Source organism: Peristeroidobacter agariperforans, from assembly GCF_004138335.1.
Taxonomy (GTDB): Bacteria; Pseudomonadota; Gammaproteobacteria; order Steroidobacterales; family Steroidobacteraceae; genus Steroidobacter; species Steroidobacter agariperforans.
Genome location: NZ_RYFW01000004.1, coordinates 427204 through 450809, shown reverse-complemented (window position 1 = coordinate 450809; position 23606 = coordinate 427204). Strand labels below are relative to the sequence as shown.

The 23606-nt window shown below is 61.8% G+C and carries 21 protein-coding genes; 11 read left to right on the top strand and 10 right to left on the bottom strand.

The annotated features are described in order from the left end of the window. Positions 1–9: 9 nt before the first annotated feature. From EK373_RS27795 to EK373_RS27785, 3 genes are all read right to left on the bottom strand, one after another. Positions 10–2295, bottom strand: coding sequence for a TonB-dependent receptor (locus EK373_RS27795; protein WP_129647899.1), 2286 nt, complete (start codon positions 2293–2295; stop codon positions 10–12). Between the two features lie 13 nt (positions 2296–2308). Continuing rightward, positions 2309–4684, bottom strand: a complete 2376-nt coding sequence (locus EK373_RS27790) for a penicillin acylase family protein (protein ID WP_157994569.1) — start codon at positions 4682–4684, stop codon at positions 2309–2311. A gap of 144 nt (positions 4685–4828) precedes the next feature. Then, a complete protein-coding gene (locus EK373_RS27785; RefSeq protein WP_129647896.1) occupies positions 4829–5530 on the bottom strand; it encodes a TetR/AcrR family transcriptional regulator in 702 nt (233 codons plus the stop codon). Between the two features lie 87 nt (positions 5531–5617). Between EK373_RS27785 and EK373_RS27780 the strand changes: the two genes are divergently transcribed. Genes EK373_RS27780 through EK373_RS27765 form a run of 4 tightly spaced genes read left to right on the top strand, consistent with a single transcriptional unit; the run spans position 5618 to position 10535 of the window. Then, positions 5618–6115 (top strand): MaoC/PaaZ C-terminal domain-containing protein, encoded by a 498-nt coding sequence (locus tag EK373_RS27780; protein WP_157994568.1) that lies wholly within the window; start codon positions 5618–5620, stop codon positions 6113–6115. Between the two features lie 56 nt (positions 6116–6171). Beyond that, entirely contained in the window at positions 6172–7233 is a 1062-nt protein-coding gene (locus EK373_RS27775; protein ID WP_129647891.1) for a phosphotriesterase family protein, read from the top strand. 21 nt (positions 7234–7254) lie between these two features. Then, on the top strand, positions 7255–8862 hold the full coding sequence (locus EK373_RS27770; protein WP_129647888.1) for a class I adenylate-forming enzyme family protein: 1608 nt from the start codon (positions 7255–7257) through the stop codon (positions 8860–8862). Then, positions 8859–10535: an MFS transporter gene (locus tag EK373_RS27765; RefSeq protein ID WP_198683698.1), complete on the top strand. Its 1677-nt coding sequence runs from the start codon at positions 8859–8861 to the stop codon at positions 10533–10535. The genes EK373_RS27770 and EK373_RS27765 overlap by 4 nt, the downstream gene beginning before the upstream one ends. 827 nt (positions 10536–11362) lie before the next feature. Here the strand turns inward: EK373_RS27765 and EK373_RS27760 are convergent. From EK373_RS27760 to EK373_RS27730, 7 genes are all read right to left on the bottom strand, one after another. Then, complete coding sequence (locus EK373_RS27760; protein WP_129647886.1) at positions 11363–11986, bottom strand: hypothetical protein; 624 nt, start codon at positions 11984–11986, stop codon at positions 11363–11365. 99 nt (positions 11987–12085) lie between these two features. Further along, on the bottom strand, positions 12086–12643 hold the full coding sequence (locus EK373_RS27755; protein WP_129647884.1) for a dihydrofolate reductase family protein: 558 nt from the start codon (positions 12641–12643) through the stop codon (positions 12086–12088). A 122-nt stretch (positions 12644–12765) separates the two neighbouring features. Continuing rightward, positions 12766–13122 (bottom strand): GFA family protein, encoded by a 357-nt coding sequence (locus EK373_RS34550; RefSeq protein ID WP_129647881.1) that lies wholly within the window; start codon positions 13120–13122, stop codon positions 12766–12768. Positions 13123–13182: 60 nt separating this feature from the next. Further along, complete coding sequence (locus EK373_RS27745) at positions 13183–14781, bottom strand: tetratricopeptide repeat protein (protein ID WP_157994567.1); 1599 nt, start codon at positions 14779–14781, stop codon at positions 13183–13185. Positions 14782–14904: 123 nt separating this feature from the next. Then, positions 14905–15642, bottom strand: a complete 738-nt coding sequence (locus EK373_RS27740; protein WP_129647877.1) for a LytR/AlgR family response regulator transcription factor — start codon at positions 15640–15642, stop codon at positions 14905–14907. Continuing rightward, positions 15643–16728: a sensor histidine kinase gene (locus EK373_RS27735; protein ID WP_198683697.1), complete on the bottom strand. Its 1086-nt coding sequence runs from the start codon at positions 16726–16728 to the stop codon at positions 15643–15645. It lies immediately after the preceding gene. A 41-nt stretch (positions 16729–16769) separates the two neighbouring features. After that, positions 16770–18239, bottom strand: a complete 1470-nt coding sequence (locus EK373_RS27730) for a hypothetical protein (RefSeq protein ID WP_129647874.1) — start codon at positions 18237–18239, stop codon at positions 16770–16772. Between the two features lie 81 nt (positions 18240–18320). Here EK373_RS27730 and EK373_RS27725 point away from each other — a divergent pair, with 81 nt between their 5' ends. From EK373_RS27725 to EK373_RS27695, 7 genes are all read left to right on the top strand, one after another. Continuing rightward, the gene (locus tag EK373_RS27725; RefSeq protein WP_129647872.1) at positions 18321–20417 is read left to right on the top strand and encodes a marine proteobacterial sortase target protein; all 2097 of its coding nucleotides are present in this window, start codon (positions 18321–18323) and stop codon (positions 20415–20417) included. Then, the gene (locus EK373_RS27720; RefSeq protein WP_129647869.1) at positions 20414–21025 is read left to right on the top strand and encodes a class GN sortase; all 612 of its coding nucleotides are present in this window, start codon (positions 20414–20416) and stop codon (positions 21023–21025) included. Before EK373_RS27725 ends, EK373_RS27720 begins: the two co-directional genes overlap by 4 nt. A 221-nt stretch (positions 21026–21246) precedes the next feature. Next, on the top strand, positions 21247–21699 hold the full coding sequence (locus EK373_RS27715) for a hypothetical protein (RefSeq protein WP_129647867.1): 453 nt from the start codon (positions 21247–21249) through the stop codon (positions 21697–21699). Between the two features lie 75 nt (positions 21700–21774). Then, on the top strand, positions 21775–22095 hold the full coding sequence (locus EK373_RS27710; protein WP_129647864.1) for a hypothetical protein: 321 nt from the start codon (positions 21775–21777) through the stop codon (positions 22093–22095). 65 nt (positions 22096–22160) lie between these two features. Then, on the top strand, positions 22161–22823 hold the full coding sequence (locus tag EK373_RS27705; protein WP_232831298.1) for a hypothetical protein: 663 nt from the start codon (positions 22161–22163) through the stop codon (positions 22821–22823). A 10-nt stretch (positions 22824–22833) separates the two neighbouring features. Then, the gene (locus tag EK373_RS27700; protein WP_129647862.1) at positions 22834–23157 is read left to right on the top strand and encodes a heavy-metal-associated domain-containing protein; all 324 of its coding nucleotides are present in this window, start codon (positions 22834–22836) and stop codon (positions 23155–23157) included. 119 nt (positions 23158–23276) lie between these two features. After that, positions 23277–23546 (top strand): hypothetical protein, encoded by a 270-nt coding sequence (locus EK373_RS27695; protein WP_232831296.1) that lies wholly within the window; start codon positions 23277–23279, stop codon positions 23544–23546. Positions 23547–23606 lie beyond the last annotated feature (60 nt).

The window sequence follows — 23606 nt, the reverse complement described above, 5'->3', positions numbered from 1 at the left end:
CAATCTCCTTTAGAAATCTTTGCGGAAGCTCATGCCGATCGTGCGGCCGCGCATCGGGAACATGCGGGTGTGCGAGGCAGTGCCGAAGAATGACGAGATGAAGTGGAACATCGCCGGTTGCTCATTGAGCAGGTTGTCCGCGAACAGGCTGAGCTCCCACTGATCGCGTCGCAGGCCGATGCGCGCGCCTACCATCGTGTAGGAATCCTGGAACGTGCGCGGATCGCTATGATCGAAGCTGCGGAACGAGTCGTCGACATAGCGCGCCGTGGCTAAGGAGTAGCCATCGCCACCGAACATCGGAAAGCCATAACGGATCGCGACGCTTCCGCCCCACTCCGGCGCGTTCTGCAACCGATCGCCTTTAGAAACGCCTAGCACTGGTGCGTCCTCGGCGATCTCCGCGTCGTTGTAGTTGATGCCGCCCGACAACTCCAGTGCGCTGGTCAGGGCGATCCGGTAATCCACTTCGACGCCGGTCAAGGTCGCCTTGCCGAAGTTCACCGTGGCGCCGAAGAAGCAGGCCGGCAGGAACAATGACTGCAGGTCGTTCCAGTTCATCCGATACGCGGCGGCGTTCACGACCACGCGGTTGTCCGCCCAGGCGGTCTTGGCGCCGATTTCATAGTTCCACAGCTCGTCGGATTCGAAACCTTCGACATCGCCGTCATCGGTGACGCCGATGCCCGCCGCACGGTACTCAGCCACACACGTGGATCCGGTATCGACGCCGGGTACGGATGAGTTCGGTCCGCCCACCCGGAAGCCGCGGGATGCGGTGGCGTAGATCATCTGGTCGCCGAAGTCATAAGCCAGCGAGAAACGCGGGCTCACGCCGTCTTCCTTGGACGAATACACCGGCCCGTCCGGCAGCGGCCCGCCGTTCATCTCGCCGTCGCGGTCATAACTCTGCCGCTCGACCTGGAACTCGTACCAGCGCAGACCAACCGTGGCCTTGAGATTTTCTGTGATCGACCACGTGCCTTCGGCAAAGGCTGCCTTCTGCTTGCGGTTCAACCAGGATTTGCTGTGATAGAAGTTGTCATCGGCCACCGGAAACACCGCGTCACTGAAGCCCGGGACCAGCCAGTCGAAGCCGTTGTCCTGGTCATAATCCTCATAGTAGACGCCGGCCACCCAACTCAGGCGCGCCTCGCCCGTGCTCGCCAGGCGAAGTTCCTGTTGAAACGATTCTTCGAAGCGGCTGCCGTCGTACGTCGAATAGAAGAACAATCCGCGCGGCATGCCGTAGAAGTCGGGCAGCACCGTCTCCTCGATGCTGTCGCTGGCATCTTCCTTGAACCAGGAATCGCGCTCGCTGTACGAAGTCGAAGACAGCAGCTGCACGCCCTCCCAATCGTAAGTCACGACCAGGTTACCGAGTTTGAGCTCGTCTTCAATCGGCTCTTTCACATCAATCGCGCGACGCTGGTCGTAATTGTCGGGTGGATTGTCGAAAGCGCCAAAGGATTCAGAAGTCGTTTTCTGATACATGAATGACGGGCGAATCGCGAGCCGCTCGCCCGGCGTCACGGCAAGCTGCACGCGCACGGCGGAGAATTCCTCGTCGTTGACGTTTTCGATGGTGCGAATCGAACCGCTGCCCTCACGCGCCGGGTCGGAGAAATCGCCAATGAGCTTGTCGATGTAGCCGTCCTTGTCGCGGTGTGCGCCGACGATGCGCAGTGCTGCGACGTCGCTGGCCAACGGCACATTCAACATGCCGTCGATCTCGTAATTAAAGCCACCATCTTGCGTGTACGATACCTCCGCGCCCGCCGCGGCGGCGAACTGAGTCGTATCGGGTTTGTTGGTGATGAAGCGCACCGTGCCACCCATCGAGCTGCCGCCGAACAACGTGCCCTGCGGACCGCGCAGCACTTCGATGCGCTCGAGGTCGAAGTACAACGGCTCCACGATCGTTTGCACGATACCACCGGGTTGCACGAAAGCGTCGTCGATATATACGCCCGTGGTGCCGGCGCTGCCGTACTCGGACGCGACACCACGGATATACAGCGTTCGGTACCCCGGCCCGCCGTCGGCTAGCGACAGTCCCGGCACGCTCGCCACCAGGCCGGTCACGTCGGTAATGCCCTGCTCCGCCATCGACGCTTCGGTCAACGCCTGCAAGCTGATGGGCACGTCCTGCAAACGCTCGCTGCGCTTGGTCGCGGTGACAATGATCTCTTCGAGCATTCCGCCCGTCTGCTGCGCCAACGACGCGGTACTGCAAAGAAACCCGAACAACACGGCGCCGGCGGTGGCCCGTGAGGCGCCAGATGAAAACGTCATATCAAGCCTCCTCTCATTCTTTATAGTCGAGCTCGATGGTGCGCAAGCCGCGGTCCCTGGCGATATCGCGATCGACGAAGGGCACACGAATCCATCGTTCGTGCGCGTAGGCAAGCGTCTGATCCCAGCTGTGCTCGGACTGAGGATCAGTGGATTGGGAATACGCCATTACCACGTCAGCGACGGGGCCTTCTGCATCGAAGGTAACGGCATGAACGTACGAATCGCCGTACACATAGACCGGCATGGTCATGCTTCGCTCTGGCACCAGCGCTGGAGCGAATCTCAAGAAAGAAAAAGGAAAGCCCGCGAACGGCACGCGTTGGCCGTTTAAGTCCAGGAATTGCGACTGACCCAAGGGACCTTCCCAAGGAAGTCCGGCGGAGTCGAGAGTGACAATCGCCTCGGCGAGCGCGCGGCGCGTGGCGTCGGACGGCGTCAGTCCGGCAGGAGTAGCGATCGGACGCGCCGGATCGAAAGGCACGCGCCAGGTCGCGGCGGCCAGAGTGAAGCCCGAACTGCGCGGTTCTCGAGGTAGCCGCTGAATGTATTCGCGCGCGAGCGTCGCTCCTTTGGAGGAGATCCTCGCGGTACCATCCCACATCGCGAGTGCGTCACACGCTTTACTCAGATCGACAGAATGCCCGGCCGCCAGCTCGACGCTCGGGTTTGCGCGACAGTCGCGAACAGCATCATCACGAATCGCCTCCCCGAGCACTGTATCCGCGCGATACAAGGCCTGGCGCAGCGTCTGTAATGTTATCTTGTTGCCGGGCAATCCATCAGTGCCCGCGAGCCGGCGTTCGACCAACCTCAAACCTGTGCGCGTCCGATCCCCAAGCGCCGCGCGCTCCATGCCGACGACGCGATCGAACCCTTCCAATGCCGAGTTCGGATCCGCGTTCACCAGCCAGTGGCTGTCGTTTGCGTTGAGAACGTAATCGTCGCGAATCGTCCACGGCAGTCGGCGCAGCGGGAGAATTTGAGGATCGATGGGGTCGCCGTCTGGACGCCATCCGCAGTCCGAGCGAGAACCATCGAGCACGACAGCCAACCGTTCGCGCAGCAACTGTTCGCCGTTCTCGACCAGACAACGCTCGAGGTCCGCATCGGGCATGTTGATCGAAATCGACAGGTTGCCATAGTAAACATCGCCGTGCCGGTCGGCGGCCGTGAGGTTAGAGAACATCAGCCCGCGGTGACGTTCTGCCGCCGCCTTGAATTCATGCACCGTGCGGCTGCGACCCAAGGCGAGGAACTGATCTGGCCAGCGACCCTGCAGTCGGTTCGCATCCTTCAATACATGGACGTGCTCGGTGGTCCAGGGAAAAGCATCGGTGTCGATCACCGGGCCATCTGCGCTTCGATACAGAGTGCGCGAGCGAATGACCATCTTGCCGGCCGCGGTACGAGCAGGCACGCGCAAGTTCACTGCTTCCAGCTGGCGCGTTTGTCCATCCACGCGATAGCTGGTTGGCGAACCTGGCACGAGCTGCAAACGTTGCAGCGAGAAACGCTGGTTGGTCGAGTACGTGATCGACCAGCCGACGTCGCGATTGAATCCGAGCAGAATGAATGGCGTGCCATAGAGCATGCCGCCGAAGACGTCGTACTTGCCAGGTACCGTCAGCTGCGCAGCGTAGAACCTTTGCGGACCATGCCAGGGAAAATGGGGATTGGCGAAAGACAGCCCGCGCCCATTGCTCGTCGCGCGGCGCCCGAATGCCGCCATGTTGCTGCCGGCGCCCTCCTGAGAGACGCGCGGTTCGCGCGGACGCGCGCTCATGGCGCGCTCGCCCGCTGGTCCGGGGGGTTGAGCGCCCGCTATCGCGGGAAGGTAAACGTGAGTGCTTTGCAGGACTGAAATGTTGTTGATGCGGCGGTGAATGTCACGCTCGGTCAGCGGCCGCACCCACTTCGCGTTTCTGCAAGCCGCCGGCCGGCGAGTACCAGGCGTCTCCGTCAGATACCAATTGAATCCGCGCACATAACCAGTGATCAGACTGCGGCCTTCTCTGGACAGCTGCGCTTCCATGCTGGCCGCGACCGCGTCCGTGTAGATGAATTTCGCGTAGAAGTCGCTATCGAGATTGCGGATGGGTGTGGTGCCCAAATGCGGATCCACGTAAACCCCGTCTTCACCGAACGCCGCCGAGCGCTCACCTGCCAAGGTCAGCGCCAGCTCGACCCCCAGACACAGGTTGTGGGCCGCGAATGAATAGCCGAGACCGAAGCCCACGCCCTCGTAGTCCGCCGCGGCGATATGCGGGAGGCCGTAGCTGGTGTAGCGCACCTGCACGGATGAATTCTCCGCCGTCGCGACAGACGCGATTAGCGCCCCCGCTGCTAGGACCGTGCCCCAGACGATGTGCCGCCCCCGCATCCCCATCCCGCTCCCCTTCAAACTTGCAGCCCGACTCGAGACCGCGCAGGGCATACCCTGTGGCGATGTCGTCAAGCTAACAGAATTGACTCACGTGTCAATATAGTTCGGAACTGCCGATAGAACCGAGAGCGTCGGGGATGACTGTGTTCAGGCGGCCGATGCAGGCTTGAGCACCAGGCGTTGCGCGAGCTCGCTCATGAGCGTGGCGACCGCCTCGCTGGTCAGCTCGCCCTCCTCGCGATACCAGACAGCCAGGTGGGAGACCATGCCGAGAATGGAAAAGGCAGTAACGGTCGGACTGCTCACGTCCAGCGCGCCGCTCGCTTTGCCGTCCTGTAGAACCTTGCGATAGATCTCGACCAGTTGGCGTTGCGAATTGCGCAGTTCGGTCTTCTGGGCCGCGGTCAGCTCAGCCACATCACGCAGCGGCCCGTACAGCACTGAGTCCATGAATGGCGTCACTCCGCGCAATTCGATTTCGAAACTGGCCTGCATGCGCACCAGCATCGCCAGATGCTGCGCCGGATGGGTGAACGCGCTTGCGTCGACCTGTCTGAGCCGGTTCATCAGCTGACCCAGTGCGAAGCCCACCGCTTCGAACAACAGCTGGCCTTTCGAGTTGTAGTAGTGATAGATCGCCGGACGAGTGATCCCAGTGGCGCGCGCCACATCGTGCAAGCCCGTGCGCTCGTAGCCGCGCACCGCGAACAGTTTCAAAGCGGCGGTCAGAATCAGGTCGCGCCGATCCAGCACATTGCCGCTCGGCCGCCCCCGGCGGCGCCCGCTCGGACGGGCCGCGGGTGCCGCGGCCTTGCCCTGCTTCGATTTTTTTATTGACTCTCTAGTCATTTTTTCGCAATCTCCATCCAGTCACTCGAAATGGTTCCGTCTCACGTCGCCGCAACGATACTCCGTTGCGCATCACGAGGTCTTCTCATGCCGATCGATTTGTACTCCGCCGCGGTCCGTGACCAGATGCTGGGCAAGGAGCTGGGCTGCTCGCAGTGGTATGTCATCGATCAGCAGCGCATCGATGCGTTCGGACGCGCCAGCGACGATATCGATCCTATGCACATGGATCCCGAGTGGACGGGCCGGCATAGTCCGTACGGCACGACCATCGCCTATGGGTTCCAGACCCTGTCGCTGCTCACTCACCTGTTGCACGACGTAATCATTCGCTCCCCTCGGGAAGCCTACAAGCTCAACTACGGCCTGGACCGCGTCCGCATGCTGGCGCCGGTCAAGGTCGGCAGCAAAGTGCGGGCCAAGGTCGTGCTGAAGTCGACCCGGGAGCGCGGGCCCGGCCAGATTCTCTGCAATTTTGACATCAGCGTCGAAATTCAGGGGGAGCAGAAGCCGGCCCTAGTGGCCGAGTGGCTGCTTCTGTTCGTGGAGCAGACCGAGCGGGCCGCGGTCGCGGCGTCTGTTTAGGCGGCGCGCGAGGCCGTAGAGTCCACCAGCTCAACTTGTCGGCCCGAGGTGCTGTCATGTCCGCTGTCCAGTCGCGCGCCACTCTGCGGGGACGAACTCAGACGGTTGCCGGAGTCATCGACCCGGCGGCAGTCGGAGCGACGCTGTTGCATGAGCATGTCTTGTGCGACATACGGCCGCCGAGCTGGCCGGGACTTGACACCCCCGCCGGCCAAGTGGGCCTGGATATCCCCATCGAGAATCGCTTCGCCATCGACTACGGCGAGATCCAGGCGCCGGGCAACTTGCTCCTGAATCAAACCGACGTCGCGATCAGGGAGCTGCGCAAGCTCACCGCCGTTGGTGGAACGACCGTGGTGGACCTGTCTTGCGGCGGCTTGCATCCGAATCCGCGAGGGCTGGCGCAGATCGCCGCGGCCGCGGGCGTCAATATCGTCATGGGCTGCGGTCACTACGTCGAGGAATACCAGGATCCCGCGAATCAGCAGCGCACGGTCGATAGCTTCACACGCGAAATGCTCGATCAACTCTTCGTCGGCGCGTGGGGCACGGATATTCGCGCCGGCATCATCGGCGAAATTGGCTGCCAGTCGCCGTGGACCACGCTCGAGCGACGCGTGATGGCGGCGGCTGTGCAGGCACAGGCGGAATCCGGAGCCGCGTTGACGGTGCACCCCGGCCGCCATCCGGATCAGCCTCAGGAGATCGTCGATTTCCTGCGACGCGAGCGCGCCGATCTGTCCCGCGTGATCATCAGTCACATCGACCGCACCATCTTCGACGACGACCGGCTGTTTCGCCTAGCCGACAGCGGCGTGGTGATCGAGCTCGACCTGTTCGGCATGGAAACCTCGTTCTACAAGTGGTCCGACATCGACATGCCCAACGATGCCCAGCGCCTGAAGATGCTGCGCAAGCTGATTGATCGCGGACACCTTACGCAGATCGCGATCTCGCACGACATCTGTTACCGCTCGCGGCTGGTTTGTAACGGCGGTCATGGGTACGGCCACATCTTCCGCAACGTCGTCCCGATGATGCTCCGGCGCGGCTTCGATCAATCGGAGATCGACTCCATTCTGCGAATGACTCCCCGCCGGCTGCTGACCTTCGTTTGAACTCAGACACCTCCTACTTTCATGCAGCCCGACGCCACCCCCAACCCACTTGCAGCGCTGCTCGCCGATCTGCCGCCCGCTCTGCCGAGCCTGAGCGACTATCTTCTCGCACACGCAAATCAGCGACCGAATGCCGAAGCGGCCGTCGAAGGAGCTCGCCGTATCACTTATGCAGAGCTGGCGATGGAGGTTGCTCGCTTTGCAGCGCTGCTGCGCGGGCTCGGCGTGCAAGCTGGGGATCGCGTGGCGGTGCTGGCGCCGCCGTCGATCGATTTCCTTGCTTCGTTCCTGGCGACAGCGTCGCTAGGCGCGGTCTGGCTTGGATTGAATCCGAAGCACACACGTGCCGAGTTGCAGTATGTGCTGTCCGATGCGGCTCCTCGCGTCGTGCTCGCCCGCAGCCGCATTGGCACCCGTGACTATGTCGAGGATCTGCAGACGCTGCAGAGGGATCGGCCCACCTCTCAGTTCCTGCTGCTGGATGTACGCCCGGATGTAGCGGGCCTGCAGCACACGCTCGCACTCATACGCGATGACAACAGATTGTCCGCACTCGACGTGCCCCGCGAGGCGAAGCCAGAGAGCAACGCGATGCTCGTCTACACCTCGGGCACAACTGGGCTCCCGAAAGGCGCGCTGCTGTCACATCGAGCGCTGATCCGAGGCGCGCTGGTGCGAGTACGACTGTGGCCCATCGATCCCTGGCGGGCGCTCAACAATCTGCCCATCAATCACATCGGTGCCGCGGGCGATATCAACTGCACCAGCTTCGTGGCCGGCGGCTGCCAGGTGTTCATGGAAAAATTCGACGCCGCCGCCACGTTACGGCTGGTCGCGCATGAACGCATCTCATTCTGGTATCAGATTCCCACGATGTTCCAATTGTGCCTCGACCATCCCGATGCAGCCCGCACGGACTGGTCGCATCTGGACACGGCAATCTGGAGCGGCGGGCGCGCGTCGCTCGAGTTGATCGAACGGCTATCCAAAGTCGCGCGGCGACTCGCGGTCGATTACAGCATGACCGAAAGCGTCGGCTCGATTGCGCTCACTTCATGCACCCGCGATCTCCCCGTACTGGGCGACACCGTCGGCTGGCCGGACCCCGAGCGCGGCATCCGCATCGTCGATCCGACCACTCTCGCTGCAGCGGCAGTGGGCGAGCTGGGTGAGATTCAGATCCACGACGAGTGGCGATTCAGCGGCTATCGAGGCTCGTCTACGCCGCCGGACGCGTACGCTAGCGATGGCTGGTTCCGTACCGGCGACCTGGCCGTGCGTCAATCCAACGGCACTATCAAGCTCATCGGCCGCTTGAAGGAAATGTTCAAGTCGGGGGGCTACAACGTGTATCCCAAGGAAATCGAACAGTGCATCGAAATGCACCCGGAGGTGATTTCGAGCGCCGTGGTGCCACTGCCCGATGCGTTGTACGGTGAAGTGGGAATGGCGTTCATTATTCATCGCGGTGGGTTGACCGAAGCGGCGATCGCGGAGCACTGTCGAGAATCGCTGGCCAACTACAAGATCCCCAAGCGCTTCGCGCTGGTGGACGAGATGCCGCTACTGCCCACAGGGAAGATCGATCGCATGGCGCTGCGGGAACGCGCGAGGACGTTGACGCAATGAATGCCTCCAGCTCCAGCATCGCGACACCGCACGCGGACGCCGGGACTCAGCCCTCGCAGCTCGGCATGGTGGTGTTCGCTTCGGCGCTCGGCACCGTGTTTGAGTGGTACGAATTCTTTCTGTTCGGCGCCCTGGCCTCGATCATCGCCGTGCAGTTCTTCGCCGGCGCGGGCGACACGGCGGGGTTCATTTTCACGTTGCTTACATTCGCCGCTGGCTTTGCGATGAGGCCGCTGGGCGCGTTGGTGTTCGGCTCGATCGGCGACCGGCTTGGCCGCAAAGTGGCGTTCCTCGCAACCATTGTCCTGATGGGCGTGACGACGGTTGCAATCGGTTTGTTGCCCACTTACGCGCAAGTGGGCACGGTGGCCCCCGCGATGTTGATCGCGCTTCGCATGGCACAGGGCATCGCGTTGGGTGGTGAGTACGGAGGAGCGGCTACGTACGTCGCTGAGCACTCGCCGACGCATCGTCGTGGCTTCTACACAAGTTTGATTCATGGCGCGGCGGCGCTCGGCTTGGTGCTTGCGCTCGCCATCATCTATGCGACCCGAGTGGCACTGGGCGAGGAAGCGTTCCGTGGCTGGGGATGGCGTATCCCCTTCCTCTGCTCCGCGCTGGTCCTGGCGCTGTCGATCTGGGCTCGCATGAAGCTCGAAGAATCGCCAGCATTTCGCACGTTGAAGCAGACTGGCAAGGTCTCGAAGTCGCCTGTGCGCGATGCACTCGGCCGCTGGTCGCATGCGCGCCTGGTACTCATCGCATTGTTCGGGTTCATGGCGGCGGACGGCGCCATCTGGTATGCGGCGCACTTCTACGCGCAGTTCTTCCTGGAACGTTCGTTACGCGTCGAGCCGAGCACGGTGAACTTGTTGTTCATCGCATTGGCTCTGACCGGTGCCCCGCTCTACGTCTTGTTCGGCTGGCTGTCGGACATCATCGGCCGCAAGCCCGTGATCCTTACTGGCATGGTGCTGGCGTTGGTGGGCTACGTGCCCGCGTATCAACTTATCGCGCGAGCCGCCAACCCGGCGCTCGTCGAAGCGAGCGAGCGCGCACCTGTGGCCGTCGAAGTCGACGGCAATGATTGCAGTTTTCAATTCGATCCCGTGGGCACCGCACGGTTCACGCGTTCATGCGACCTTGCGAAGCGAGCACTCGCGCGTGCCGGGGTGAGTTACGAGACCGTGGATGCTCCCCCGGGGGCTCCTGCGCGCATTCGAGTCGGCGAGCAAGTTATAACAGCGGCAAGCGCTCGGGAGCTGGATGCCGAGGCGGGCAAGCAGCAAGAGCAGGCAATCGATGCGCAGCTTCGCAGCATGCTGGATCAGGCGGGGTACCCGGACCGGGCCGATCCAACGCGGCTCGATCTGCCGCTGGTGCTATTCGGATTGTTGATCCTCATCGTCCCGGCCTCGGCGATCTTCGGGCCCATCGGCGCAGCGCTGGTCGAGCTGTTCCCCACACAGGTGCGGTACACGGCCATGTCTCTGCCGTATCACATCGGCACCGGCTGGTTCGGCGGATTCATGCCCGCGATTGCGTTTGCGATCGTGGCGGAGACCGGCAATCTCTTCAGCGGGCTCGACTACGTGCGAGCAATCGCCGCTGTGAGTGTGGTCGTCGCGTTGCTGTGGTGGCGGGAAACTCGCGGCCGCGACCTCGACTTCTAGCGTTTGACCAGCTGCTGCTCGATACTTTGCCGCTCTTCGGTGCTGATTGATGCCGGCGTTGGAGCGAACGCCCAAATCGGCGGGCAGAAACTCGCCACCATTAGCTAGGCTCGGTTCGCCGCAGACATCATTTGGCGTTCGCATTCTCCCACGCCCGCACACGTTCACGAGGCCCATCGAACAGTCGTTCGTAGTTGCCTATGCGAATGGCGCGGCTCGCCGTTAGCCTTCCTTACACATCCCGCCACGAAGCGGAATGCAGCACCCTCCACCCATCAGCTGGCACTGACTTCGCCTGCTGGAGTGCATTGCGCCAGAGAAGAATGAGGGCACACTTAAGACCCGACCCCGTCCGGTAGATTTGTTGGCGGCGCGGGGCGTGGAACGTTTCGCCGGAGAATCGGAATACCTCCGAGCCGCCGCTCAGCAAATCCGCTCCCAGCCACGCACAGCTGTTCGATGTTAGAAGCGCCACGCACCCGCAGCTTCTCGGCACCGAAACCTCAGTGCCAAATCCAGTGCCAATTTCGGGGATTCATAAGGTATTCCGGGGATCTCTATCCAACCACAATTCCGTAACTTACGAATTCTACGAATCGGGGTCGAGTTTTCGAGTCCCTCCCTTCCCACAATCCAATTCCTCGCATTCCACGAGTTACGCAGTCCTACTGAACAACCTCGGCCCACGCAAGTGACTTTGGCAACGACGCACCAGCGAACTCGAGGTGAATAACTCGCCGAGGCTTGAGCGATCGCCGGCCTCAAACCATCGTCTTTCGACCGGTCCGGACTCCCCGGCTGGACGCAAAAGTGTGCGACCAACAACCCTATTCACGGCCGTCTTCCTCTATCTCATCATCGACCGGCACTCGCGTAAGAGCCCCGAGCGGAGGACGCTGCGCCATGCGACGAGCGAGACCAATAAGCTCGTCTCGCGAATTTACAGCGCAGTAGCGCGTTAACAGAATGTCCAGCGAACCTGCATCTCGCACGTTTTCTCGAGGACACGCGACCTGAAGAACATTGAACTTCTCAATTACACCCTCGGCCGGGCCACGGGAAAGCAGCAGATAATCACTCCCTGGCCTCGCGCCGATCTGAACTGTCCACAGTTCGATATCACTTCCATTGACGTGCGTGCCACCGAGGAACACGAAGAATGACGGATAGAAGTCTGCGCCATCGAGCTCTGCGCGCTCTGACGCGCGGAAGGTATTAGCCCAGCAGTGGAATACGCCGTAGTTGCTGAAGCGGTACCACAGCACGTCGTCTTCAACCTCGGCGCCACTTTTCCGGAAGACCCAGTCGCCGAAAGCTACGCGGCTTGTGCAACCAAACGAGTCGTCATCATAGAAATGCTGTGGCCATTCATTGTCGGCGCCATGCCCAAAGATCGGCAGGTCAGAGTGAAGGACGTCATCCGCCATTTCGTCGAGAGATTGACCTTTCACGGAAGGTACGAGCAGGAGCGCTGCCACTAGCACCGTGACCGGTAAGACGGAGAACCTCAACAATGCGTCGAACCTGGTCACCGACTTGCTACTCCGATGTCAGCGCGCGCGCCGGTAGTGCATCGCGACCACGCCGTTGCGGAGCGGCCTCGCCGAGATCAACTCAAGCTGTCGCGTGCTAGGCAGCCCGCTCTGGTACAGGGTCGGGCCGTGGCCGGCGATCCTGGGGTGGACGAGTAGCTTGTATGCGTCGATCAGATCCAGCCGGTCCAGTTCGGTCGCGAGCTTGCCGCTACAGAGGAGCACGCCATCCGGGGTCGCGTCCTTGAGCTTCTGTACGCCTGCGCGCAGGTCGCCGTCGATGTGGTGGCTATTGGTCCACGGGAAATCCCTTCGGGTCGACGACACGACGTACTTCGGCTTGGCCTCCAGCTTGACCGCCCACTCGCGCATGGCCGGTGGCGCCTCTGCGTCGCCGCGGGCGACGGCTGGCCAGTAGCTCTCCATCATCTCGTAGGTGATGCGGCCCCAGAGCATCGCCCCGCTCTCGCCCATGAGGCGAGTGAAGAAGGCGTGTGTCTCGTCGTCGGCGATGCCTTCCTGATGGTCGACGCAGCCGTCAAGGGTGACGTTGAGAGTGAAGGTTAGAAGTCCCATGTGAGTTTCCTCCGAGTTGGGCGGCCCGCTGCCCCACTAGCACGATTGCAGGGGGTCGGCCGTCCCGAAGTGATAAACGGCGAGCCGGCCAGTGGCGTCGATGCGCCGTCGCCGGTTAACGCTTAGTCCAAAAACTTCCAGCTTTTGGCTCCATCCAGTCTCCGAACCCGCGTGGTCTCGATTACCGAGGGATCGAAGTTGCGGAAATTGACGCCCATCCTGTTCCCGGCCCGTGCGGTTGGCTGCCAGTGCGTCACGCAACCACACGTTGCGCACCTACACAGCCAAAGGCACTTGTCACCCCAGGCGTAGCGATCGATGTCTGCCTTGCGAGCAGTGATTTTGACTTTGCTGGGTTGGTAGTAACCCCACAAGCCCGCATGGCGGCGGCAGATCGAGCAGTTGCAGCTCGTGAGGCGCCGAGGTTTGCTCGCGACCTGAATCCGAACGGCGCCACAGTGGCAAGACCCAGTGAGCATGGCACTCCCCCCTCGTGCACGACGCTACTGGAAGTTTACTTGCAACAATGAGGGAGGTGTCTACAGGGCAAGCGTTCCCGGCTTCAGCACCTCGAGCAACTCTTTGTCTCCGATCTGTTTCGCGTACTCGTATGCGGTAATGCCCCTATAGATCAACTTCGAATAATCGACGCCCGCGCGCTGCATGATGCGGATCGCCTCGAGGTTGCCGTTTGTCACGGGCCACAGGGCGGTTGGAATTTCCACATAGCTCACCGGCGTCTCGGGGCGAGCGCCCAGGCGGAGCAATCGTTCTACCGCGTCGAGCTCGTTGTCTTGCAGAGCGAGGGCCAGCGCAGTCATCTTCTCGTTGTCGAGCTGATCGATGGGCGTGCCGGCGGCGACCAGCTTCTTTGCAGCCACGAAGGCGCTATCACTGCGTGCGAGCAAGTAGAGAGCCGTCGGGCCGGGCGGCAGGAAGATGCGGGCTTGATTGAGCGCTTCGGCGCTGGACGCGGTGCCCTGCGCCCACAGCACGTAGTTGGCGAGTCCCAGAATCTGGCGAGCTTGACCTCCTCGGCAGTTCAACTCGAGCGCACCGCGGGCCAGATCCATCGCACCCCGAGCGTCGCCCCGCATTTCTAATTTGAACCGCGCGTATTCGAGGTCATAGCAGCTGGCGACGCCCCACTCGCGCATGCGTTGTGTGTACAGCGCTTCCAGGCCATCGGCGTCCTTGCGCTCCTGTAGCCGTTTCAGCAGGAATGTATATGCCATCTCCTTTGCTCGATACGACTTGCCTGTTCCGAGCGGCCGCGTGACGGCTTCGCGGTATTTGGCGATCGCTGGGTCGACCTTGCCCTGCATTTCCAACATCTCGCCCCAGTTGGTCCAGAGCCAGAGGTTGAGGGGCTTCGAGCGCGCGGCATCGGTAAATTGCTTCTCGGCCTCGCCGAAACGACGCTGATGCGTGTAGACGTAGCCGAGCAGGATCTTCGCGTCCGAGCTCTGCGGACTGAGCTTTAGAGCCGAGTCGAGCAGAGTCTCGGCGTGGTGCAGGCCCTCCGGACTCCAGTTCGTTCTCATCGCGACTCGCGCCATCTCGATATAGGCAGGCGCATAGTTCGGATTCCTGGCAATCACGAGCTCGAGCTTCTCACGCGCCTCCTCGGTGGCTGCGCTGCTGCCGTTATCGATGGCATTGGTGGCATAGCGCACGTCCATCTCATCCTGCGTGGGCCACTGGATGACCTGGTCGACGCGATGCGAGGCCAGCGCTGCGGATTCGTGGCCGATCGGAACCAAGGAGACTACGATTTGAGTGGACGTACCTGTACCGGTATAGCTCAGCGCTGTGCTGAAGTGGTGCCGCCCCGGCTTTGGCACCGGGAATGGCTTGTCCATGTTCCTGAGCACTGGCTCGCCAGTGCTCGACTTCATGAGCAGGTCGACGCGAAACTTGGCCGGCGGCTTGCCGACGAACGCGCAATCGAACTCCAGCAACCAGTCGCCGTCCATGCTGGGCTTTACCGTCACACCAGAGATCGCATTCTCCGCAGGCCATTGCGAAGCTGCGGGAGTCCCACTGCTTTGGATTCGCTCGGCGGACTGGGCCGAATAGGGAGCACCCCACAGCACGAGCGTGATCGCTGTGAATACGGCTTGGCGGGTTGGTGACATCGCGAGGCTCCTCCGTGAACGGCGTGCAGTGCCGCGCGCATAGTGCCGTAGCGAGAAGCGATATTTGGCGCTCCTTTTCACACTTTTCAGGGACATGCCATGAGAGAACTCGCTGGCGAGCTTCTATCGACTCGGCGCCGCCATCGCGCCCATCCGCTCCTGCAGCCGCTTGCGAAATCGCCGGCTCAATCGCAATCGAACGCTCGACTTCAGCACCACTTCGTACTCGCCGGCGCTCTGCAGCTCGATGCCCTGGATGCGGTCGAGGTTCACGATGATCGAGCGGTGAATGCGGATGAAGCCGTCGCCCAGGTCGCCTTCGAGCTCGGACAGCGTCCGCCGCAGGATATGTGTGTCGCGGCCCACATGGACGCAAGCGTAGTAGCTCGCAGCTTCGATCCAATCGATGTCCGAAACATTGAGGAACAGCAGCTGGCCAGGGGATCTGACGACGAGCCGCCGCGTCGGGGGCTCGGCCGCGTAGTGCGCGAGCTTGCCTTTCGCGCGCTGTAAAGCACGGTAGAAGCGTGCGTCATCGAATGGCTTGAGCAGATAGTCGAGCGCGCCGACCTCGAAGGCTTGCAGCGCATACTCGTCATACGCAGTTACGAAAATAATCGCCGGTGGCAATTCCGTGCCCAGCAGTTCGAGCACATCGAAGCCGCCGCATTCGGGCATCTGCACGTCGAGGAACACCAGATGCGGTTGCCAGCGCCCGATAATTTCGATCGCTTCGGCGCCGGATCCGCATTCCGACACTGCTTCAATCTCGGAGTCACCGCGCAGCAAGACAGTCACGTTGCGCCGGGCGAGCGGTTCGTCATCGACCACCAGGACGCGTATCGGCGCGGCGAGCGTCATTCACGCGTTCCGCAGCGGCAAGGTGATGATGACTTCCACGCCGTCCGCTCCATTAGACGCCATCGCGAGATCAGCGGCGCTGCCGTGCAGGATCCGCAGGCGGGTGCGCAAGTTGGCGAGCCCGACGCCGCCACTATTTGTTTCCCAATCCTGCGGAAAGCTCGGACCATCGTTGTAGACCCGCAAGTACAGGCTGCCATCTCTGCGGTCGCCAGCAACGCGGACCGTACCTCCCGCCGCGCGCTGGCCAATGCCATGTTTAATGGCGTTTTCCACGAGGGGCTGCAACAGCAAGTTCGGGACGGGCACGTCCAACAGATGCGGCGGGATATCTACGCTCACGTGCAGACGTGCTCCGAAGCGTACTTTCTGGATGTCCACATAGCGCTGCAAATACTCCACTTCTTCGCCCAAGGTCACTTGCGGCCGATGAGAGTCTTCCGACGCTCGACGCAGGAATTCGCTGAGTCCGACGATCATGCTCACCGCCGCGTCGTTACGACGATCGCGCACCAGCGCCGCGATGGAATTGAGCGTGTTGAACATGAAATGCGGCTCCATCTGACGGCGCAGCGCGGCCAGCTGAGCTTTCGAAAGCTCCTCGTTGAGTCGTGCGGTCTCCGTCATCTGGCGCGCAATGTTTTCTCGCGAATCGATCAGATATGTGATGGTCAGGATCAGCACGTACGCGATCAGAAAAATGAGGATCTGGTAGAGCAGCGCGATGCTCCAGGTGTCCCAGAAGGTCGGCGGGCGCCGATTACCCCAGGGATTGAACAGCACCTGCAGCGCGGCGGACCAGGCTTCGACGACCACACTGATGGCGATGAAGGCGGCGACGTGCACGGCGACTGTGCGCAGCGTCGTGCCGCGAATGATGGGATAGCGCCGCGCGAGGCTGATGACCCATGGCGTCGCTAGCGCCCACGGCAGCCAGATGGCCAGTTCAGTGATGAACAACGGCAGCCATGCGTGACGCCTGCCTTCGCCGAAACGCATGATGAGCACGGCCTGACTGGCCTCGAACAGCCCGCCAGCGAACCAGATCGCTGCGATCCAGCGCCAGCGGATCGTGCGCGCGACCATGTTGTTTCCGTTCACAGCTTCGCGCCCTGGGTTGAACAGCGTCACAGCACCCTGGCATTGACCTTCGTTTCGACCGCATAACCCTTGCGGCCCGTGATAACTGTTCCACTGCTACCGCCGCTGGACAGTGAGCCATCAGGCTGTCTGGCCTGAGCAACCGAGATGCTGCCACCCGAAAGGCGACGCCGGCCGTTGGTGCGGTCTTCGTAGTACTTCAGGTGCACTTCGATCCAATCGTCGCCATACATCGTTGGCGTCGCTTCCACTGTCAACCCCTGCGCGACCTCGAACGTAAACGACTCTCCGTTGCGCACCGTGCGCGTCACCGTCGCCGGCTCCCGGTTCACGGTCAAGCTCACTTCGATCTGCAACTGGGCTTCGATGAGCTTCGGCGTTTCTTCCGCCACCTCCGCCTGCTCCGGAATCTTCGGATCCAGGCCTGCCTCCGCTCTTGCGGACTCGACGTAACGCCGCGAGGTGTCCTGCTCCTCCGCGTGATACCTGGAGAGCTCGGCCAACTGCACGGGCGTCAGGAACGCCGCGGCCTTCTGCTCCAGCAGCGGGTTCTCTACCTGCCGCTTGCGCCAGGAATTCTCATTCGCGATACGAGACTGTCGTTGGGATTCTCGCTGCATCTCTTCGAGCGAGGTCAGTTGACCGAGGGGACGGCGGAACACACGCCACGATTCCATCGCAGCGGAAGATGTCTGGAACTGCTCGTGCTTGAGCGCGGTCAGCTGATCCTCCTGATCCGGTTGCAACTTGTACGCAGGCGCAAGCCGCGCGGCGAGCCGGCTGACCCAGTGGCGCTCGCTTTGGCTCAGCTCGAAATCTCGAAAACGCTCCAGCTTTTCGTCGCCGAGCAGGTCGCGCAACGCGTTCATACGCTGCGTGGCCTGGTCCGCATATTGCTGCAGATCCGGGACGGTCGGCCGCGGCTGCATATGCACCTGATCGAGCCGCTCCATCTGCTGGTCCGTCAGCAACTCGATCAACTTCTGCTCCGTGGCCGGATCGAGCCCGACCAACCGCCCTACCCCGGCGTTTTGCGACATCAGCACAGCTCGTTGCTCAGCGCGCAATGCCGCTCGCTGCTCTGGATCCGTGAGGCGCTCCTTCAACCGGCGCGAATATTCGTTCGCTTCTTCGCCGGTAACGAACCTGAATCTGTTCTGCGCCTTTGCTCCTTGCTCGTCCGCTGCCGGCACGCCACCCGAAGCACTCGGGTCTACCTCGCGAAATACGTTCGAGCTGCTGTGCTCAACAATGGTCAACGGAGCATGAGTTGCTGCGGGCGGAGGCGGGACCGCGCCGGGCGGCGATGTTTGTTCAGACTGGGCGGCGATGGCGGGAATCGCCACGGAGCACAGCAGGAGATTCATCCCTAATCGAGCGACGGACAGCGTCATGGTCCAGGTCCTCTGGGGCTCGCGATGGAAGTTGGAGTATACGGTCGGATGCGATGTTCCCTGCAACTCGCCGATGAGTTGCCACAATTCGCCACGATCCATCGGCACTCCGGCACGCCCGACGCCTCATGACGACGCCTTTGACGGCTGTAGTAACGGCCAGTCACCCAAGGGAGAGGCATCGTGCAGAGGAAGAATGAGCAACGGCAGCCACGATTCTGGGCGAAAGCGAGGCAGTCGAGTGCCGTGCTCTTTTATATCTGGATCCTGCAAAGCTTCGCATCGATCGCGCAAGCGCAGACTTTCGAGCAGGAATTCGGCAGCGGCTCGCTGACATTGCGAGACGATCAAGGACGTACCATCGATGCACCACGCATGGAAACCGCCGTGCGAATGAAGGTGTCGGGCGTTGTCGCGCGTGTCGAGGTCTCGCAACGTTTTCACAATGAGAGCGATGCGTGGGTCGAAGGTCTGTACGCCTTTCCGCTGCCGGAACACTCGGCGGTGGACACGCTGCGCATGAAGGTCGGCGAACGCATCATCATTGGTGAGATCCGAGAGAAGCAGCAGGCGCAGAAGATCTTCGAACAGGCTCGCCAACAGGGTCAGCGGGCCAGTGTCGTGCATCAGCAGCGGCCGAATCTGTTCCGCACAGCCGTCGCCAACATCGGCCCCGGCGAGACCATCGAAATCGTGATCAGCTATTTGCAGATTGTCGGCCAGGATGCCGGCCGCTACAGCCTGCGATTCCCGCTCACGATCACGCCGCGCTATGTCCCGGGCGTGAGCGCGAACCCCGAGGCCCAACTCACCAGCGAGACACCCATCGCAGCGATGACGCTCGCAGTTCCGAGCGATGACACGGCGGCCCTCGGCGATCTGCAACCGCAGCTGGCGCATGCGGATCCGCAGCGCCAGAGCGTGAGCATGGCGATCGACATCGACGCCGGCGCGCCGGTGGAAAAGATCACCAGTCCTTATCACCCTATTCTCGTCAGTGCGACGGAGCATGGCGCAGAGATCAAGCTGCGTAATCAGCAATCGCCGCCAGATCGCGACTTCGAGCTGAGCTGGGTGCCGGTCGTGAAGAGCGAGCCGACCATCGCGCTGTTTCGGGAGCCGACCGACCAAGGCGAGCACGTGCTGCTGATGTTCATGCCGCCGCAGGACACCCGGCCAATCAACATGCCGAGAGAGGTGATCTTTGTCATCGACACCTCCGGCTCGATGAGCGGCGCGTCCATCGACCAGGCGCGCGCCGCATTGGCGAACGGCTTGAGTACCCTGCAGCCGGCCGATCGATTTACGGTGATTCAGTTCAACTCGGCGCACGAGGCGTTGTTCGACGAGCCCGTCTTCGCATCCGAAAAGAATCTCTCGCGAGCGCAGCGCTACGTAAGCAATCTACACGCAACCGGCGGCACTGAGATGTTGCCCGCGCTGCTGACGGCACTCTCGATGCCTGCGTCCAGAGAACATCTGCGCCAGGTGATTTTCATCACTGACGCTGCGGTAGGTAACGAAGACCAGCTCATGCTCGCGATACGTCAACAACTTCGGTCCGCACGATTGTTCACGGTCGGAATCGGTTCTGCGCCTAACGGACATTTTCTGCGCAGCGCCGCGCGCACCGGTCGCGGGACATTCACATATATCGGCTCGATCGACGAGGTCGAGAACAAGATGACCGCCCTGTTGAACAAGCTGACGAGCCCCGTGCTCACGGACATCGAGCTCAGCTGGCCAGCAGGCGTAGTCCCTGAATATGCGCCCGCGAGTATCGGCGACCTATACGCAGGTGAACCCATCGTCGTCACGGCTCGTCTGCAGTCTCCTGCAAAGGGAATGCTGAGCATCAGCGGCCGCACGAACGGCACTTGGACACGACAAATCTCGCTCAACGGCATGCAGCCGCGGACTGGTGTGGCGTCGCTCTGGGCACGCAATCGAATTGGCGATCTAATGGACTCGCGCGCCAACGGCGCGACAGATGATTCGATCCGAGGAAGTGTGTTGCCGCTGGCCCTGCAATACCAACTCGTCTCCAACTACACGAGCCTCGTCGCCGTCGATCGCACGCCGGCGCGCCCTGACGGTGAATCGCTGCACAGCCGACGCATTCCGAACACCAAACCGCACGGTCTCGATTGGCCGGCCGAGGGTGTCCCATCCACCGCGACACCTGCGCAGCTCAACTTCGCAATAGGTGCATTGCTGCTGCTCATCGCGCTCGGCTGGCAACTGCGAGAACGTCGCCTGCAGCGGCGCCAACCGCAATGAAACGAGACTGGACTCGGATGGCGATCGTCGCGGTCGCTGCACTCGGCGTGTGGCAGGTTGCCAGCGGTACATACATTCACGCAAAGGCATGGCTGGCTCAGCAACTGATCGCCTCCGCATGGACGCGCACGCTCGAAGGCGAGCGTGAAGTTAAACCGTGGCCTTGGGCGGATACCTGGCCAATCGCACGCTTGCAAGTGATCGACAAGGACGTCGATTTGTACGTGCTCGCCGATGCGTCAGGCCGCAGTCTTGCGTTCGGCCCGGGCTACGTGAACGGGACTGCCGCTATCGGCGAAGGCAACACGGTGCTGGCGGGTCATCGCGATACCCACTTCGCGTTTCTTCGTAACCTGCAACCCGGCGACGAATTCGCGATACAAACCGTCGACGGCCGCGAGTGGCGTTTCCAGCTCAGCGAGACTCACATCATCGACGCCCGTCACGAACGTCTGCAGTTCGATGAGAATGTGGACGCCACGATCACGTTGCTCACCTGCTACCCGTTCGATGCCATTACTCCCGGCGGACCGCTTCGCTACGTCGCGGTCGCCGGCATCAAACCGGGTCCGGCTTCGTTCGCCATGATCCGCCCGGTCGCTCCGTGACACTCACCCGACGCCCGCGTGCTGTCGCTTCTGGAGCGGCATCGGGTCTTCTCCATTTGTCATAGTGCATGGATGTTTTCACTAATTGTGACGCCGATCACACATCGTCGCCTCCTTGTGCCGGCTCAGGAAACTTTTCCAGCCGACGCTGCGTGTATCCCTCATGCAGCCCGAGCGACCCGGACCGTCGCTGGGTGCTGCGAACCGAAGGAGGAAGCGTCATGAGCGAATCGGCAGGTGTGATTCCTCGTATCGATGAGACAGACACGGAGATTGAGCTGAGCGCACAAGACTTGCTCGCGCTTTCGCATCTCGAGCATGTCGACAAGCCTGCAACGAGCTCGGCGCCACCATCGAAACCGGCGCAAGTCGCCTCGCCGCGAAAACCAGCGCTGACCCTTTCGTTGATCGCTGCTGTCGGGCTCGCCGGGGCAACCTACGTAGCCACGAGTTCGGATGGCGCAAATTCACCCGTAGCCAACACTGCGCAACGGATAGCTCAATCGGAATGGCCGGCACCTCAGCAGCTCGCCGAGAGCGAACCGGTTCGCTTTGCGAATCCATTCGATGCTGACGAGGTGTTCGAATTTCCTCCCGGAACCACCGAGACCCAGGCGCGCGACGCAGTGGCCGAGCTTCTATTGAAGCGCGCGATGTCACGCCAGGACACTTGATCCGGAGTCCACGCGGATGGCGGCGCTGCAGAGCTTGGATCGCAGCTCCGCTCGTTCTACACTCCGGACGACTCTATGCGCCGCCTCGCCTTCAATCTGATGCTCTTCATCGCTTTGCTACTGCAAGGCGTGGTGGCCGTCGGCGGCAGCGTGTCTGTCGATCACGGACAAGAGCAGCATTGCGCGGGGCACGACGCTGCGACCAAAGACTGCGCCTGCTGCCCTGATGGCGGAACCGCCAGCATGAGCTGCACTGCTCAGTGCTCCGCGCTCCAAGCTCCGCAGGTAGTCCTCGACCCTGTTCGCCTGGCCATTGCCGGCGCCCTCCTGACGTTTGTTCCACCGGTATTTGCCGGCCCGAACTACGCACCTCTCGTTCCACCGCCGATCGCGTAACTCCGAGCTCGTAACCATCAACGGCACGTAGTGCCGGGCGTTCTGTTACTTGTTGGAGTTGCCCCATGAGCATTCACTCCGGGCGCCTCGCTGTGTCGATGGCGCTGGTCGCGGCTGCCGCTTGCGAAAGCGCAGCGGCGAAGCCCATTGCATTCGCCGATGGCACGACCGTGATGGCCGAATATGGCGCCGGCACGATGACTGAGATTCAGGCGTTCTATGCGCCGACCTTTCGATATTCGCTGGGCGGCGGACACCTCTCGCTGAACAGTGCGGAGAACGGCGACACCCGCGATATCACCTATCTCCGCCTCAACTACCTGCCGAAACGCTGGAACTTCGAGTCGGCACAGGCCAACGTCTTTGTCTGGGGCGGCCTGGGCCGGGCTCATATCGGGGAGACCGGCGACAACCAGTTGACCTGGAACGCGGGAGGCCAGCTCGACTATGAAACGAGGCGTGTCTACGCATCGCTGCGCACCGACTACTACGACGCCAGCGCTTTCAGTCACCGAATCGACACTCTGCAGTTGGGCATCGCACCGTACCCACACGACTACGAAACCCTGGCCGTCTGGTTCGTCATCCAAGCTCGCGAATACACCGGCGAATTGTTCGACGGGACCGAGTGGGCCGCGCTGGTTCGGCTGTTCAAACACAACGCGTGGCTGGAGGCCGGCGCGACGCTCGACGGCGAAGTCCAGGCCATGCTCATGTTCAACTTTTAGGATCACTGCAATGAAAACCTCACAGCTGTTGTTCGCGCTTGCACTGCTCGTCAGCAACGTGCAGGCCGCCACCATCGAGATGACGGTGAACGGCCTGGTCTGCGGCTTCTGTGCTCAAGGCATCGAGAAAACCTTGCGAAAAAATCCCGCGACCGCCGATGTCCTGGTGAGTCTCGAGAACCGGCTCGTCGCTGTGGCCACGAAGGAAGGCGCCGACATCCCCGACGCCGATCTGCGCAAGGCGCTGACCGATGCGGGATACGACGTCAAAGCGATCGAGCGTACACAGCGCTCGATGGCAGACGTGCGTGCGACGTTGAAAGGCAAAAAGTGAACATCACTTTGCAGAGATCCGTCGGCGCCTCTGCCGCCGCACTGCTGGCGAGCTCGGCGACACTAGTCTGCTGCGTCTTGCCGGCCGTGCTGGTTTCGCTAGGCGCAGGGGCCGTGCTCGTGGGCTTGGTTTCGGCCGTGCCTCAGCTGATATGGCTGAGTGAACACAAACTGCTGGTCTTCGGCATTGCGGGCGCGATGCTCATCCTGAGCTGGTTCGTGCTACGGCGTGCAGCCCATCTACCCTGCCCGACCGAACCGCTGGCCGCCAAGGCGTGCGCGCGGTTGCGCCGAGTCAGTTCCGCACTGTTTTGGCTTGCGGCTGCGGCCTATGTCATAGGAGCGAGTTTCGTTTGGATTCTGCCGCTCGTGATGAGCAACAGTGAGTGACATCTCCGGACGCGATCGATCTGCTAGAATGCGCGCGGGTGTCGCCGAACCAGGTCGCGC